The 15307-nt window shown below is 62.7% G+C and carries 12 protein-coding genes and 5 pseudogenes; 9 read left to right on the forward strand and 8 right to left on the reverse strand.

What is annotated here, in order from left to right; all coding sequences use genetic code 11:
* Positions 1–153 precede the first annotated feature (153 nt).
* The gene (locus LRP66_RS18310; protein WP_443026683.1) at positions 154–1491 is read left to right on the forward strand and encodes an autotransporter-associated beta strand repeat-containing protein; all 1338 of its coding nucleotides are present in this window, start codon (positions 154–156) and stop codon (positions 1489–1491) included.
* Here the strand turns inward: LRP66_RS18310 and LRP66_RS10050 are convergent.
* Positions 1481–2357 (reverse strand): annotated as a pseudogene (locus tag LRP66_RS10050) (integrase core domain-containing protein); the annotation flags it as partial. The gene LRP66_RS18310 and the pseudogene LRP66_RS10050 sit on opposite strands and share 11 nt — an antisense overlap.
* Before the next feature lie 642 nt (positions 2358–2999).
* Positions 3000–3905 carry a LysR family transcriptional regulator gene (locus LRP66_RS10055; protein WP_230482376.1) on the reverse strand — a complete coding sequence of 302 codons (906 nt, stop codon included), beginning with the start codon at positions 3903–3905 and terminating at the stop codon, positions 3000–3002.
* 116 nt (positions 3906–4021) lie between these two features.
* Between LRP66_RS10055 and LRP66_RS10060 the strand changes: the two genes are divergently transcribed.
* The 4 genes from LRP66_RS10060 to LRP66_RS10075 are packed head-to-tail and all read left to right on the forward strand — an operon-like array spanning position 4022 to position 6103.
* Positions 4022–4870: a DODA-type extradiol aromatic ring-opening family dioxygenase gene (locus LRP66_RS10060; protein WP_230482378.1), complete on the forward strand. Its 849-nt coding sequence runs from the start codon at positions 4022–4024 to the stop codon at positions 4868–4870.
* Positions 4867–5241 (forward strand): glutathione S-transferase N-terminal domain-containing protein, encoded by a 375-nt coding sequence (locus LRP66_RS10065; RefSeq protein ID WP_230482380.1) that lies wholly within the window; start codon positions 4867–4869, stop codon positions 5239–5241. Before LRP66_RS10060 ends, LRP66_RS10065 begins: the two co-directional genes overlap by 4 nt.
* A gap of 22 nt (positions 5242–5263) precedes the next feature.
* Entirely contained in the window at positions 5264–5659 is a 396-nt protein-coding gene (locus tag LRP66_RS10070; protein ID WP_230482381.1) for a DoxX family protein, read from the forward strand.
* Positions 5660–5689: 30 nt separating this feature from the next.
* The gene (locus LRP66_RS10075; RefSeq protein WP_268992449.1) at positions 5690–6103 is read left to right on the forward strand and encodes a DoxX family protein; all 414 of its coding nucleotides are present in this window, start codon (positions 5690–5692) and stop codon (positions 6101–6103) included.
* A 47-nt stretch (positions 6104–6150) separates the two neighbouring features.
* Here the strand turns inward: LRP66_RS10075 and LRP66_RS18315 are convergent.
* Positions 6151–6674, reverse strand: a pseudogene (locus LRP66_RS18315) (recombinase family protein).
* The gene (locus tag LRP66_RS10085) at positions 6604–6777 is read right to left on the reverse strand and encodes a recombinase family protein (protein ID WP_230482384.1); all 174 of its coding nucleotides are present in this window, start codon (positions 6775–6777) and stop codon (positions 6604–6606) included. The pseudogene LRP66_RS18315 and the gene LRP66_RS10085 overlap by 71 nt, the downstream one beginning before the upstream one ends.
* A 95-nt stretch (positions 6778–6872) precedes the next feature.
* Here LRP66_RS10085 and LRP66_RS10090 point away from each other — a divergent pair.
* Together LRP66_RS10090 and LRP66_RS10095 are read left to right on the forward strand one after the other, a co-directional pair.
* Positions 6873–7117, forward strand: a pseudogene (locus tag LRP66_RS10090) (DUF4158 domain-containing protein); the annotation flags it as partial.
* Positions 7118–7155: 38 nt separating this feature from the next.
* Positions 7156–7850, forward strand: a pseudogene (locus tag LRP66_RS10095) (DDE-type integrase/transposase/recombinase); the annotation flags it as partial.
* On the opposite strand, the gene LRP66_RS10100 reads toward LRP66_RS10095, so the two are convergent.
* From LRP66_RS10100 to LRP66_RS10115, 4 genes are all read right to left on the reverse strand, one after another.
* Positions 7839–8627 (reverse strand): IclR family transcriptional regulator, encoded by a 789-nt coding sequence (locus LRP66_RS10100; RefSeq protein ID WP_268992452.1) that lies wholly within the window; start codon positions 8625–8627, stop codon positions 7839–7841. The pseudogene LRP66_RS10095 and the gene LRP66_RS10100 sit on opposite strands and share 12 nt — an antisense overlap.
* Positions 8628–8729: 102 nt before the next feature.
* Positions 8730–10301 carry an MFS transporter gene (locus LRP66_RS10105; RefSeq protein ID WP_230482388.1) on the reverse strand — a complete coding sequence of 524 codons (1572 nt, stop codon included), beginning with the start codon at positions 10299–10301 and terminating at the stop codon, positions 8730–8732.
* The gene (locus tag LRP66_RS10110) at positions 10294–11388 is read right to left on the reverse strand and encodes an HlyD family secretion protein (protein WP_230482390.1); all 1095 of its coding nucleotides are present in this window, start codon (positions 11386–11388) and stop codon (positions 10294–10296) included. The genes LRP66_RS10105 and LRP66_RS10110 overlap by 8 nt, the downstream gene beginning before the upstream one ends.
* 23 nt (positions 11389–11411) lie before the next feature.
* Complete coding sequence (locus LRP66_RS10115) at positions 11412–14084, reverse strand: efflux transporter outer membrane subunit (protein WP_230482392.1); 2673 nt, start codon at positions 14082–14084, stop codon at positions 11412–11414.
* Here LRP66_RS10115 and LRP66_RS10120 point away from each other — a divergent pair.
* Positions 14083–14379 (forward strand): hypothetical protein, encoded by a 297-nt coding sequence (locus LRP66_RS10120; RefSeq protein WP_230482394.1) that lies wholly within the window; start codon positions 14083–14085, stop codon positions 14377–14379. The two genes, LRP66_RS10115 and LRP66_RS10120, sit on opposite strands and share 2 nt — an antisense overlap.
* Before the next feature lie 593 nt (positions 14380–14972).
* Positions 14973–15215 (forward strand): annotated as a pseudogene (locus LRP66_RS10125) (IS110 family transposase); the annotation flags it as partial.
* Positions 15216–15307: the final 92 nt, after the last annotated feature.

Raw genomic sequence — 15307 nt, forward strand, 5'->3', positions numbered from 1 at the left:
ATCGATACGTTGCCGGCGGAGGCCTTCCGACAGAACCTTGCCATCGCGATCCGCATCCAGCGTGAAGCGGACGCCGCGCGGATGGCGCGCGCCGTGGCGGAAGCGTTCGAGCAGGTTGGCTATGCCGGCCTCGGCCCGCGGACAGCCGCTATCATGGATGCCGAACGCCGGGATCGGTCGAGCGAGGCTGGTGACGTTCTCAATGCGATCGGTCGTTTTGGCAACAAGGGGGCCGGTGGTGAAAGCGAGGTTGCCAAACGCTATTATGCTGTCGCCAACGCCTATGGCCGTGCCTATGCTGGAAGCTCGTTGCTGACCGGCAATCCCCGCCCTTGGCAGGTCACGCCGCTGATCCGCCGCGATCCGCGTCTCGGCGTCGACTATTCGGTCGGATCGCCTGCCTATCCCAGCGGCCACACTACCGATGGCTATGCGCAGTCGCTGCTGCTTGCGATGATCTTTCCCGGTTGCGCGCAGCGACTGCTGGCGCGGGCTTCAGACTATGCAGATAGCCGGATCGTGCTGGGGGTGCATTACCCCCTCGACGTCATCGGCGGACGCATCCTGGCCACCAGTTCTGTCGTGCGCCTGCTGAACGCGCGGTCGACCGCTTTCGGCGTGGCGCGGCCCCGCGAGTTTGCGGCCGCCGCCGCCATCCTGCGGGCGGGGGTCGCACGTGGCAATGCCGCGACCGACGTCGCATGCGACCTGGGAGGGGCCGTACCTTATCTTGGTCGAACACGGGATCGCGCTGCCTACCGCAGCCGTCTGACGTACGGCATGACGCCGGTTGCCGCGACCGACCGGCCTGCGATCGTGCCCCGGGGTGCCGAAATCCTGCTAGCCACGCGGTTCCCTTGGCTTGATGCGTGGCAGCGGCGAGACGTGCTCGCGACCACGGAAATCCCGTCGGGCCAGCCGCTGGATGACGGTTCGGGCTATGCCCGGCTTGACCTGTTCGCGGCCGCAGGGGGATATGGCGCGTTCCCAGATGACGTCGCTATCACGATTCCCGCCGGGAGTGACGTTTTCAGCAACGACATTCGCGGCCCAGGGCGCCTGACCAAATCGGGTGGCGGGACGCTTGTCCTGACCGGTAACAACAGCTTTACCGGCGGTATCAGTATCCGCGAAGGCACGCTTGCGGCTGGCACCTCCGGACTTGGCCACGGCCCGGTCCGCAACGACGCGACGCTGAGGCTGGACGTGCCGGTCGACGCCCTGATCGGGAATACGATCACCGGTCATGGCCGGATCATCAAGACCGGCGCCGGAACGCTCGAACTATCAGCGATATCGGGCTTTCGAGGAACCATCATCGTGAAAGCAGGCCAGGTTCGGTCGTCACCGCCTCCGTTCAGGAAAAGGCGGACGATTGGATCTGACGCGACCCAGTCTTTCATCCAGTGGCAACCAGAGACCGGCCATTGTTGCCGCGCAGGAGCGCGGGTGAAGCAACGGGTGGCTTTTAGCCCGCCCGTTGCTTTTTGAGATCAGCATCAAAGACTGCCGGCGAGGCGTAGCCGAGCGAAGAGTGCCGCCGCTCGGTGTTTTAGTCATTGACCCAGGGCCCCGGGGATAAAGCGCGCTTGGCAGGCCGTGGAGAACAGCGTCTCGTCGCACATGCGACCGGTGAAGCTGCCGACGAACCCGTTCTGCGTTGGCTTCGCCGGCGCGATGTAGCGCCACTCGACGCCGGCATCGCCAGACCACGCGAGCACTGCGTTCGAGGTCAGTTCGGTCCCGTTTTCGCTGACGATCGTCCTGGGGGCACCGCGCTAGGTAATTAGGTCTGAGAGTTCGCGCGCGACCCGCTTGCCCGACATCTACGTGTTGAGCCTCGCCTGTAAGCACTCCCCCGTTACATCATCAGCAATGTTGAGGATACGGAACCGCCGCGCCGTGGCCATCTGATCATGGACGAATCCAGGCTCCAGCACTGGTTGGGTAGCGCCAGCACCGTGGACGGCGCCGGGGCGCCAGCGGCGCGCTTCTTCGCGGTGGAGCCGCTGAACGTTCTTGCGGGTGATCGTGAGGTCGACCCGGCACAGCAGGGATGTGCAGCCGTCGATAGCCGAACCGACAACGTTGCTGCGCCAATTCGCGCAAATGCGACCGCAGGTCGCCATCATCTTCCCGATACGAGAGATACCGCATGCTCTTGCGATCCGCACCGAGGACAATACACGCCAGCCGCTCGCTCATCCTCGGCGCTGTCTGAAGATGCGCGGCCGCTTCCCGCTTCGCGGCGGGCGTCGCGATTTTTTGAACAACAGATCCTTAAGGCCCGCGTTGTCGAGCATCGCGCCCGCCAGCAACCGTTTGAGCCGGGTATTCTCCTCCATGAGCGCCCGCAGCATCACGCTGGTCGGTCTTCACCCGGTCGCCTGCATGGCAACAATGGTCCGGCTGGAATATCAAGCGATGCAATCCGTATGCTGTCCGCCCGGCTTCGTCGCAGCAATGCACCACGTCTTATTTCATCTTTCGCAGCGATCCGTTGTAAGATGGGCTTCATCGCATCAGCCGACGAGTCGACTTCGTCGATGAAGCGTACCTCACCGCCACGCCGGCCATCAGGTACCGCTATCGCGCTGCGCTCCTTTGGCACATCGATTCTGGTGAAAATTTCTTTGGGATCTCCCACGGTTCGTCCTCCGCCAGTGAGAATAGGCTCGGCCCATCCGGGCAACTCTCGGATCACGACTGTAGGGCGAACATACCCGGTCAACGACACGGACATACGGTCTTTCCGGCAGACGCTACTGGTGGCCAGTTCCGCCTCAGGACGAAATCACACTCTAAGCGCCAGCATCCTAGGGCCAGAGGTATTCGCCGGTGAGTAGAATGATCGAGCGCACGATTGGATGGCCCAATCGATGCCGACGGCTTGCCGAGGACTGGGAGGCATCCATCGCTTCCTGCGAGGCATGCCTCGTAGTCGCTTCCATCAGGCAAATGACCGGCCGCATCGCAAAACTTGAGTTACAAGTCGGGCTCTAAACACCGGATCCCGCCGCAAACCACGCGCCGAGAAAGTCGATGAATGTCCGGACCTTGGCGGACAGGTGGCGGCGGCTGGGGTAGACCGCGTGAAGAACCGTGGTGAAATCGAGCTGGTCGGAGAGGAGGCGGATTAATTTGCCCGCGGCGACGTCGTCGGCGGCAAGATGATCGGGCAGCAACGCAATTCCGGTGCCTTCCAGCGCTGCGAGAAGAAGCATCGTCTCGTTTTCGCTGCGCATCCGGATGTTGATCGTGCCGCGGCGGGGTGCTGTTCCCGCTTCGGGCGCGAACAACCGCTCCGCATTGCCGACCCCGCTGTACAGGAGCAGCGCGTGGTCCAAGAGCGCGGTGCGGCTGTCCGGTGTTCCCGCCTGTTCGAGATACGATGGTGCTGCGAACAGATGGAACCTGATATCGGCAAGCGGGCGGGCGAACAGCCCGGAATCGAGCTGGTCGGCCCGCGTAGCGCGTAGCGCAAGGTCAAAGCCGTCTTCGACCATGTTCACCATGCGACCGCCGAGGTGCAGGTCCAGGCAGACCTCCGGGAAGCGCGCCTGATAGGCGGCGAAGGCACGTGCCATGACGCCGCTCGCCATCCATACCGGCGCGGCGATGCGCAGCGTGCCGCGCGGCAAGACCGCGACGTTGCCGATCTCCGCCTCGACCTCGTCCAACGCTTCGATCATCGGGCGGACCCGCGCTAGATAGAGCGCGCCGGTTTCGGTGAGGCTGACGCGACGGCTCGTGCGATTGAGCAACCGCGTGCCCACGCGGCGTTCGAGATGCGCGACATGCTTGCTGACCATCGCGGCGGATATACCGGATCGACCGGCGGCGCCGGAGAAACTGCGCAGTTCCGCGACGAGGCAAAAGGTGCGCAGGCTGGTCAGCGTATCCATCAACCATCAACTATCAGGAAAGCAAGCGACAACAAAGGTGCGATTGTTCCTTGTAGGTAGGATATCTATTTATCTCTCGAAGATTGAGCCGAGCGCGCAAACCGAGGACATCCCCGATGATCGCCACATCCCTGCCGACGTACTTTCTCAGCCATGGTGGCGGACCGTGGCCGTGGCTGGATGGCCCGTTCCGCCGTGGCTTCGACGTGCTGGAGGCATCGCTGAAGGGTATGCGCCGCGAGCTCGCCGACGCACCCCGAGCGGTTTTGATGGTTTCCGGCCATTGGGAGGAGTTCCGCTTCACGCTTTCGTCAGGCCATCGGCCCGGCATGGTTTATGACTATAGCGGCTTCCCCCCCGAGACCTATCGCATCCGCTATGCAGCGCCCGGCTTGCCGGTGCTCGCGGAGACGGCCGCCAACCTGCTCCGCTCGGCAGGGCTCGAGGCCGGAACCGACGCGACGCGCGGCTTCGATCACGGCACGTTCAGCCTCATGGAGGTCCTCTATCCCGAGGAGACGATGCCACTGGTGCAGATGTCACTGCGCGCCGATCTGGACCCGACCGCGCATCTGGCGGCTGGCCGCGCCCTCGCGCCATTGCGGGACGAGGGCGTTCTGATCGTCGGCAGCGGCCTCAGCTATCACAATCTGGCGCAGCTGCGCGGCACGGCTGGCCACGAGCCGTCGCGCCGCTTCGACGCCTGGCTCCAGGAGACGTTGATCGCTGCGTCGCCATCGGATCGCGAGGCGAGGCTGATCGACTGGGCGCGCGCGCCCGCGGCACGCGCCGCGCATCCCCACGAGGATCATCTGGTCCCGCTGCTGGTCGCCGCTGGTGCCGCCGGGTCATCGCCTGCCGCGCTGACCTATCATCAGAAGGATTTCGCCGGCGGCATCACCGCATCGAGCTTCCGCTTTGGCGAGGCGCCCACCATCCAACATATCGAGGAGGCATTCGCATGACCGACACCGATTTCACCCCCATCCTCTACCTGAAGCAGAATTGCCCCTTCTGCCAGAAAGTGCGTATCGCGCTGCTCGAAACGGGGCAGCGGGACGGCATCGACATACGTGATTTCGCTGGCGGTAGTCCGGAAGAGCAGGCGATCTGCACGGTGCTGGAGCCACATGTCGCCAAGATCAGCTTTCCTGCCGCCAAGATCGCGCCCGGCCGATTTCTCAACGAATCCGACGAGATCGTCGCCTGGGTCGGCGAGCGCGCCGGTCAGGATCCGGCCGCGCTTCCTGTCTACCGCAACTATGTCGATGGCCCGTTCACGGCGATGATGTCGCTGTGGCGCGAGAACCACGAGTTAAAAGCCGCCAAGCCCTGATCCCTGACAAGGAGTTTCGACGATGATGACACCCTGGGCACCGCGCACGCTGGCCGTGCTGCGGATCGTAACCGCGCTGCTGTTCCTAGAACATGCGACGATGAAGTTCTTCGAGTTTCCTGCGGAAATCCCGGGCGTTCCCCACCCGCTGCCGACGATCATGCTGATCGCCGGTGCGATCGAGGTGGTGACCGGCCTGCTCATGACCGCAGGGCTGTATACCCGGGTTGCGGCGTTCGTTGCCTCCGGCGAGATGGCCGCCGCGTACTGGATGGCGCATGCGCCGCAGGGGCCGTGGCCCGCGCTCAACATGGGCGAGCCGGCCATCCTGTTCTGCTTCGTTTTCCTGCACATCGCCGCCGCAGGCGCGGGTGCCTGGTCGCTCGACACGTGGCGGCAGCAGCGCACACGCACCTGATCGTAGTCCATTTTGAAAAGGCCAAGTTCGATGTCGCCTCCTTACGTTTCGCCCCGCCCCGCATCCGGTCGGCCGGTGCTCAACATCGGCCTGTGGGCCTCCCAGACGCTGGTTTTCATCGCCTTCGCCGGCATTGGGGCAATGAAGCTGTTCCTCCCTGTCGATCGGCTCGCCGCGCTGTGGATCTGGCCGGGGCAGGTGCCCGAGCCTTTTCTGCGGACGATGGGCCTGATCGACCTCGCTGGCGGGGTCGGCATCCTGCTGCCGATGCTGACAGGGGTTCGACCGCGGCTGGTCGTGGCGGCGGCGCTCGGCTGTACCTTGCTCCAGCTGGCCGCTATCGTCTTCCACGTCAGTCGGGGGGAAGCGAACGTCACACCGTTCAACCTCGTCTTGCTGGTGCTCTCGTCCTTCGTGCTGTGGGGGCGGGGCGCCCGCCGCTAGATTTCGGAGCGGACGCCTCCCAGGGCCCCGGTCATATGCGGCTACTCTTATGGCGCCATTTCAATGACGCGGACGGTGTCCGCCTTGGCCCGTCCGACGATCGCGGCGACGGTGTTCTTGCTGAGGCCGAGGTCGCGTGCGATCCAGCGATAGCTGCGTCCCTCGGCGACGAGGGCCAGCACCTTGGGAGAAAGCCGATCCGACTTCGGGCGAACGCCGGTTTCCCGTCCGAGCTTGCGGCCCCGCGCGCGCGCAGCAGCTAAGGCGGAGCGGACGCGCTCACTTAGCATATCACGCTCGAATTGCGCGATGCCGGCGAGCATCGTCGCCATCATCCGCCCGTGCGGCGTATCAACCTCGAAGGTCATGCCGCTCATCGCGACCACCGACACCCGCTAGCCGACAGCCGGACGGGAGTATCGAGCCGGTCCTGCGTCGAGCGCCCCCACCGACTGAGTTCGGTGACGAGGATCGCGTTCATGTGCCGCGCCTGCGCCAGCTTAATCACCTCGACCCGCGCCGAGCGGTTGGCCTTCATGCCCGACGCGGTTTCGCGGAAGACCGACCACATTATATCCGCCACGCTCCGCAAAACCAGTGAGGTCGCGAAGCTGCCGCTCGCACGACTGGTCGGCTGTCGAAACCCTGGCGTAGATGGCGGCGCGCTGTCCCAATTGAACCTTTCTGAATTTAGGGCTCGAAAGGCCTTAATCTGCGTGGGGTTCAGAGTTGTCCTAAACAGACTGCGGTTAAACAGGAACGCTGCCGTATGCCGAAACGCCATATATCCTCAGCGCTCGGCTGCGGTCATCGCTGCTCGACCTGCCGACCGACGAGGCTTGGCTGTTGCGGCATCACATCCTGGCCGATGACGACCTGACCTACATCGATCGATGACGCCGGCCAGAGAACCGGATCGACTTCGCGTTGCAACGCTGCGCGCTACGCTACCCTCGCCGGATGCTTGCGCCGGGCGAGGTGATCCGGCTCGCGGTGTCCGCCTTCCTCGGCGCCTAGCGCGGTATCGCCGTGACGCGCCTGCCTCTATGCTCTGCCTCTATGCGTTGCAGCCGTCGATTTCGTATCTGACACGGTCAGCGTTGCACCGCTGCCTGCAGCGGCATGGCATATCCCGTCCACTGGACATCGAAGGGGCAAGCCGAGGCGACAGCGCTTCAAGCGCAACCCGATCGGCTTCTTCCACATGGATATCGTCGAGGTTCAGACTGCCGACGGCAAACTTCATCTGTTCGTCGGCATCGACCGCACGAGTAAGTTCGCAGTCACCCAGCTCGTGACACGGCTAACAGGCGAACGGCGTGGAGGTCCTTGAACACTTGCTGAAAGCGATACCGTCCCAGATCGACACGATCCTGACCGACAATGGCAGCTAGTTTGCCGAGCAGCCGCGCAACCGTAACGTCGTCTGGTCGCATCAGATGCGCTTCGACATGATCTGCGAAGCGAAAGACATCGAGCACCGGCTCACGAAGCCGAACCACCCCAGTATTAACGGACAAGTCGAGCAGATGTCTCGCACGATTGAGAAGACGACCGTCAAACGCTTCCATTGTGAAAGACTCGAGCAGTTAAGGGTGCACCTCGCAGACCTCATGGCAGCCTATAATTTCGCCCGTCGGCTCAAGACGCTCCGTCGCCTTACGAATACATTGCCAAAATCTGGACGTCAGAGCCGGACAGATTCATCGTCAATCCGATCCACCAGATGCCGGGACTAAACACCTAGCCACCCGTTTTCGGCGCTGATGTGACCGCACAAGGTGCCTAGCTCGGCTATGGTTTCCTGACGGCATCCTTGGACCGCTTCCGACACAACCGCCGTCGCCACAAGCGTCGCCCGCCCTTGCAAATCCAAGATCGGATACGCGGTGGCATGAAGGCCGGGGATGACCGTACCTGTCTCGACAGCCTTGCCGTCGGTTCGAACCGCAGCACGGATCTCGTCAACGGACGAAGTATCCATCGACAAATGCTCGCGTTCCGCATTCATCAGATCGGCAGTTTCCGACTCAGGAATGAAGGCAAGGAAGACGCGTCCGGTCGCAGAGGTGGAAAGCGGCAACACGGTGCCCAAATTCAACGTCGTCAACAGCGCCGGGCGACCATTGAACAGCCTCACTATCGTTGGTCCCAATGGGCCAAACGCCGAAATTTGCACGGTTTGTCCCGTGCGCTCGACGAAGCCGTCCATGACGCGGTCGACGATTTTGAAGACATTTGTTCGCGCCAGCGCGACAAGGCCAAGCCTCAGCGCGGCTGAGCCTAGTTCGTAGCGTCCCGACGCAGCATCCTGCCGTGCCATGCCTGACGTTATTAGACTCTGCAGATACCGGTGGACCTGCGGAGCCGGCATACCAACCACTTGAGCGATTGCGCCTAGGGACGAGGCCCCTACTCCTGCGCCGAGCGCCTCGAGGATACGCATCCCGATCTCGATCGACTGTATTCCGCGACGCCGCGACGTACCCCGTCGATCGCTGCCAATCTCATCATCTTCTGCCAAATTTCCGTTATCCTTGATCAGACCGGGATCACCGATTAGACTCGCGAGCTACAACAGCCAACCCTTTGCGATCAGAAGCTTGATTTGCCTGTCCTCAGCGGATTACCCCCTGCTTTCAAGATGGGGAAAGTTTACTAGCGGATGTGCCGGCGTCGGCCGGAGGAAAACCGCCAGCAGCATGCAAGTAGCAGCGATCCAGAAGCAGAATTGATAGGCGTCGATGTAGCTGAGCACATAGGCTTCTCGCCGAGCGCTCGCGGCGAGAGCCATGGGGCTATAACCCAAAGCGGCAGCGCGGACCCGATCAACCACGCTCCCAAGTAGAACCGAATGCAGCGCCTCCCGCTTCCGGACCAACGTGGTAAGAACCGCGGCAGCGAGTTCAGGACCTATGACGCGCGGGACCTGAATATAGGCGACAAGGCTGATTAGCTCCTCGCGGGCGGAATTAGCGACGGTGATCGCGATGCAGGTGAGCAGCACGGCCGAGTTTCCAGCGCCGAACAACATGCTCATCATCGCGAAGTCGTCGCTGCGCCAGACATGCGTGAGACCGGTACCGAGCCAGCACCCGAGCATCACCTGGACGAGCCCGAGCGCCAGACTGAGGCGAATGTCGCTACGCCGGATCGACCAGATCGTGAGGGGGATCGCGCCAAGCTGGACCAGGTCGATCCACCACAGCGCGGAGCCCGACTGCGCGGGCTTGAGCTGCCCCACCGTTGCCAGAAAGTTCGGGATCAGCAGCGACGTCGCGCCGCTCAATATCCCGAACATCGTGACGATGATCAGCGGTAGACAGATGTTGCGGCGACGCAGCGCGGCGGGATGCGCAAACGGCACGGGCGATATGAACTGCCAAACAATAGCTATGGCAACGAGTCCAATGCCACCTGCGAGCAGCGCGATGACCAGCTCGGATGCGAGCCAGTCGAGCCGGTTGCCCTGATCGAGCCCTGCGCAGAGCAACGTCAGCCCCACACAGTACATCACGATTTCGCCCTTGTTGATCTTCTGCCAGAGGGCCCGGTCGGGCGGACGATCGGGAAAGCTGATCATGGCCAGGGCCAGGAAAGCCACGCCGAACAGCGTCGCCTGCCAGTAGATCGCCTGCCAGCCGAGATCCTCGACGAACCAGCCGCTCAACGACACGCCGGTGTGGAGCGCGAGCGTCAGGCGCACCGAATAGAGGCCAAGCGCGATCAACCAATAGCGCGGCGAGAGATTGCCGAACACGATCGCCAGCGTTGCGGGCACGAAGCAGCCCAGCAGGAAGCCGTCTGCCGCATGAAGCGCGAAGATTGCCGGAATGCCTGAGGCTAGCGGTGTAAGCAGCGTTGTACCGATGAACGACACCGCCGACGTGACTAGGACCCGTCGGGCGCCGAATATCACCACCATCAGCGGGACCGCGGGCGCGGACAGAAGCTGGGCAGCGTTGGTGACTGTGTTGAGCCAAGCCCCCTGATCGACGCTGAGGCCATAGGCGCCGCGGAGGTCGGCTAGCGATATGCCGAAGTCGCGCGTGAACAGGCTCGTCATGAAGGTGCCAAGCAGAACTGCGATCACGCAGCCGACCGGACGCGCCTCGATGTTGCCCGACGCCAGCACGCGCCACAAGTTCAGACCGGCAAAGGCTGGCAGCCGGTGTGGTCGCACCGACTGTTCAGCCACGCGTATCGATCCGCGTCGTAACGGACATTCCGGCCCGCAACCGCATGATGATTGGCTGCGTCGGATTCAGATCGATGCGCAAGGGAATGCGCTGCGTTACCTTCGTGAAGTTGCCGGTCGCATTGTCGGCCGGCAGCGCGGCGAACGTCGCGCCACTCGCGGGCGCCAGGCGCGAGACGCGACCGTGCAGCCGCACATCGGGGAGACTGTCGACGAGGATCTCGACCGGTTGCCCGGGCGCGATCCGCGACATCTGCGTCTCCTTATAGTTGGCAAGGACATAAGGCATCGTCTTGGCGACGAAGGTCACGACCGCGGCGCCTGGGTTTAACAGACTCCCAGGCTGGACGATGCGCTGGCCAATCGTGCCATCCGCCGGCGCGACGATGCGGGTATAAGAAAGCGCGATCTTCGCTGAGTCCAGGGTAGCGTGGGCGGCCAGTACATCGGCTTCTCGCTGGGCACGCTGCCCTTCGAGAACGTCGCGCTGGCGGTTCGCGAGATCGACGGCGGCAAGACTTCCGGCTTGGCCTGCCCGAACGACGGCAGCGTTCGATCGGGCGCTATCGGCCTCCTGCCCCGTAACCGCGCCAGAACTGGCCAATGCTGCAAAGCGCCGATTGTCATCTAGCGCAAGTTTGAGCTTGCTCGTGTTGCTGTCGGCGTTCGCCCTGGCCTGCGCTATCGTCGCGCGCTGCGCTGCGATCTCATGATCGAGATTGTCGAGGATCGCCTGTGCTTTGGCGAGAGACGCTTCGGCATGGAGGACGCTAGCGCGGAAATCGCGGTCATCGAGCTGAACAAGAACATCGCCTGCCCGCACGGTTTGAAAATCGACGAAATCTACACTGCGGACATAGCCCGAGACCTTGGCCTCGATTACCGCAGAATCGGTCTGGATCGTGGCGTTGTCCGTCGTTTGAATGACGCGATCAGCCTCGAAGCTGTTCCAACGTACCGAGACCAGGATGATTGCGCCGATCACTAGGGTAAGAATGATCCACGGAACCAGGCGCACCCAGCGGCGCTCACTTGGCGACGTCGCCGCGTTGGTCGCGTTCGAGGGGGTAAGAGCGGCGTCGGCCATGTCAGGCTCCGTTGTTTCTATAGTCAGGCACCGCCGCCGAGCGCGCGCACGAGCGCGACATCGAGGGCGAAGCGGCGGGTCTCGAGCTGCGACACCGCACGACGGGCCGAGATGAGCGTGTTTTCCGCGGACAGCACCGCGATGTAGCTGAGCAATCCGCCACGGTAGCGTAGGGTCGCAGCGTGGTAGGCGGTGCTTGCGGCATCTTGGGCAGCCCGCGCGTGACCTAACTGCTCGGTCAACGCGCGCGTGCTCGTCGTCACCTGCGCGACGTCCTGTAATGCGTGGATTAATGCCTCGTTGTAGCTCGCGACCGCCTCGTCATAGTCGGCGCGCGATCCGCGGTAATTGGCGGACAGAGCGCTGCCTCGAAAGAGCGGCAGGCTGATCGCCGGGCCGATATTGCCCGCGATCGACTGCGCGTTGAAGAATTGCCCCAGCCCCAGCACCTGCGGGCCAATAAACGCCGACAGATTAATGCTTGGGTAGAAGCCCGCGCGTGCTTGTTTGATTTGCGCCGCACGAACTTCGACCCGGTAGCGCGCGGCGCGAACGTCGGGCCGACGGCCGATAAGGTCGGCCGGAACATTCGACGGCAGGCCAAATACCGCCAGCGCGGGATCGGCCGGGCGCGTAATGGTTTCGGCACGGTCCGGCCCCGCACCCAGCATCGCAGCCAGTCGCAGCCGGGTGAGGTCGACCAGTTCGTTCGAAGCATTAAGCGCTTGGCGGGCGCTTTCCAGCGCACTCTGAGCCTGGCCTTGCGACGCAAGCGTCTCTAGGCCTTCGGCTCTACGCCGCCTCACAAGATCGGCAGTTCGTTCGCGAACGCTGACCGTGTCGGTTGCGAGATCGACATCGCGCATCTGGCCGAGGAGGTCGGCATAGGCACTGGCAACCGCAGTCGTCAGGACAAGGCGCGCCTGCGCGGCGTCGGCCCGGGACGTGTCGGTCGCTGAAAGTGCTGCTGCGATCGCTGCGCGGTTGCGGCCGAAGAAATCGAGATTCCAGTCTAGCCCGAGTCGTACGCTCGCGGCATCGTTGACGCCTTTCGGCACGCCCGGAAAAGGCACCCCATTCCAATAGCTCGCCTTGGCCTCGGCGAACGAGGCGCCCAGAGTCAATTGCGGAAGATCGGAGGCACGCGTCTGTTCCGTGATGGCTTCGGCGCGGCGGACGCGGGCCGCTGCGACCTTTAGCGTTGGCGAGCTTAGGATCGCTTCACCGACCAGCGTGTCAAGCTGCGGATCGCGGTATCGCTGCCACCATGTGTCCGTCGGCCAGTCGACGGCAGACGCGGTCAGCATCTTTCCCCCATGCAGATCGGACGGGACCAGCATTGCCGGGCCGGGCGTGGCATGCGGCACGCTGGCGCAGCCGCTTGCCAACAGGGCAACCGTAATGGCGAGCATACGGGGCAGATGGCGTGCGTAGCGAGCCATAGGGATGGTATCGTCTCTTATGTGGAATGGGGGCGCGGCCGTTGAACGGCCGCGCCGGGGGATCAGAACGGGTAAGGCTGATCGGCCTGCTCGATCGTGACGCATTTGAGTTCGGTGAACTCTTCTATCACTCCGTTGCCGTCGCAACGGCCTTAGCCACTTTGCTTCATGCCTCCGCAAGGCGGCCTGAAGCTCGTTCTGGATGGTCGCACCTATAATGTGGACGCAGCCCGCATTAATGAGCGATGCCACGTCCAGCGCCACGTAGCGCCTGAACACGGCCGACGACCGCCCACACAGCGCGTCGTTGGCGACCCTGACGGCGTCTTTGGTATCCTTGACACTGACGATTGTCGTGTTCACACCGAAGGTCTTCTCGTCATAGATCGCGATGCCGGCCCTTACGTGATCGACGATCGTCGCGGGCATGACGGCGCCTTCACCCTTGTCACCGATTGCAAGGGTCACACCCTTGGCAAAGGCATCCTCAATGAGCTCGGCAATCCGCGTACCGGACCGGGCGTCGATCAACGGCCTGCTAACGGACCCGGGATTAATAGCGGGATCACCCAGAGGCAGGGCGGCGACCTTGGCCACAAATTTTTCGAGAAAGGCATCCGCAATCGTCTCGGCGACAACGAATCGCGACATGCAGATCTCCCCTTGGTGCAGAAAAGCACCGAAGATGGCGGCGTCCGCAGCCCCATCGAGATCAGCATCGTGAAGCTCCAAGAAAGGTGCCTTGCCGTCAAGTTCGAGAAGGCAGCGCTTGAGCTGGATCGCGTATTTTTCCGCGATGATCCGGCCGACTTTGGTCGAGCCAGTGAAATTGACGCGACGAACCGCCGAGTGCGTGATGAGCGTGTCGATGATGTCGGCCGCATCTTCGGGAATGTTGACGATGAACTTGATCGCGCCCGCGCGCAAACCGGCCTTGTAGAGGGCTTCTGCGACCAGCGAGTGGGTTCGCGGGCTAGCCTCTGATGCGCGAAACAGAACGGTATCAACAAGAGCGAGCGGATACGCGATCGCGCGCGCGGCGAGCAGGATTGGGCCGTTCCACGACACGATGCTGACCGGCTGACGTAACGTCATCGATAGCCTGCCCGGCTTGTCCGTCGGGATGGTCGAACCCTGGACCTGCGTCGTAAAGCCTGCGACTTGCCGTAATAGTGCCGATGCCCCAACTTCGGCGGCCATGACCTCGGCGATGGCTTCGCGCTTGGCCTCCAGCCTTTCGGCGGCGGCGAGCATGATGCGTCTGCGCTCGGTCGGCATGCGACCACGGGCCAAAAGCGCGCTGGGCGGATTCCACCGCGCGTACCGCGTCGGCAATGTTGGCGGCGGCATGTGCTACGACCTGGCCGAAGACCGGATTGCGCCGCTCGAACATTCGGCTCGAACCGCATCCACCAATTCAATATCGACTACCAGTCGGACGTCCATCGCGCTTATCCATTGCGTCAGCGGCAACGCCGCCAACCATTGCAGCCCGGCGATAAAGGCGGCTCAGCAAGCCGACACACTCAAAGACCTGATCTCTAGATAAAGCGTTATTACGCTATGTCAAATCAGTTACGCATTGAAAAACTCAGTTTTACCACATATGACGCTGTTGGTGGAGAGAGTCGCAGGGCGCGGCAGCCGCCCGTCAGGAGGCAATCATGCAAGACGCATCCAAAGTCGCACAATGCGCGCGGCGTCAGTCCACGAAGCGGCAGGACCATTTCTGCTGGAAGAGGTTGTACTTGCCCCGCCTCGCCCGGCGGAACTCCCCTTCGGGTGGTTGGTAGCGGTGTCTGGTACACTGACATGCTCGTCCGGTACCAAGGCTATACGACGCCACTGCCGCTGATCTTGGGCCATGAAGACTCCGGTATGCGCGTGGCACGAATGGGCTATCGCATCGATAAAAGAAGGTAGTGCCCCGTGGCTAGCGGCTCCACCTTGCCTTTAGGCGGCGATCGGCTCGCAAGAGATGCGCAGGATCGGCTTGATTGTGACGCCGCGTTCTGAATCCTCCATCGCTTGGTTGATCTCGTCGAATAGCAAAAGCAGATGGCTGGATGGCTCCCGCTCACGGCATCGAAGTGCCAAGATGTGACTGCTGTCAGACGATCACGAGCAAATAGGAGCCACCATATGGAGATTACCAGTGTTAGCCTCGATTTGACCAAAAGCATTTTTGAGATTCATGCAGCTGATGCAGCCGGGGCGGATGTTGTCCGAAAGGCGGTGCGTCGATCTCAGGTCCTGCCGTTCTTCACGAAGCTACCGTCGTGCTTGGTCGGCATCGAGGCGTACGGCACGTCGCATCATTGGGCGCGAGAGTTGGGGAAGCTCGGTCACGAAGTTCGGCTGATGCCCCCTGCATACGTGAAGCCGTCAGCATGCTGGAGAAGAAGCCCGCACGGGTTGTGCCGGTCGCTGCTGCCAATCGAACGGCTTGGGTTGCATGGGCGATCATGGCGCGGGGT

It is taken from the genome of Sphingomonas sp. Leaf21, from assembly GCF_916858675.1.
Lineage (GTDB): Bacteria > Pseudomonadota > Alphaproteobacteria > Sphingomonadales > Sphingomonadaceae > Sphingomonas.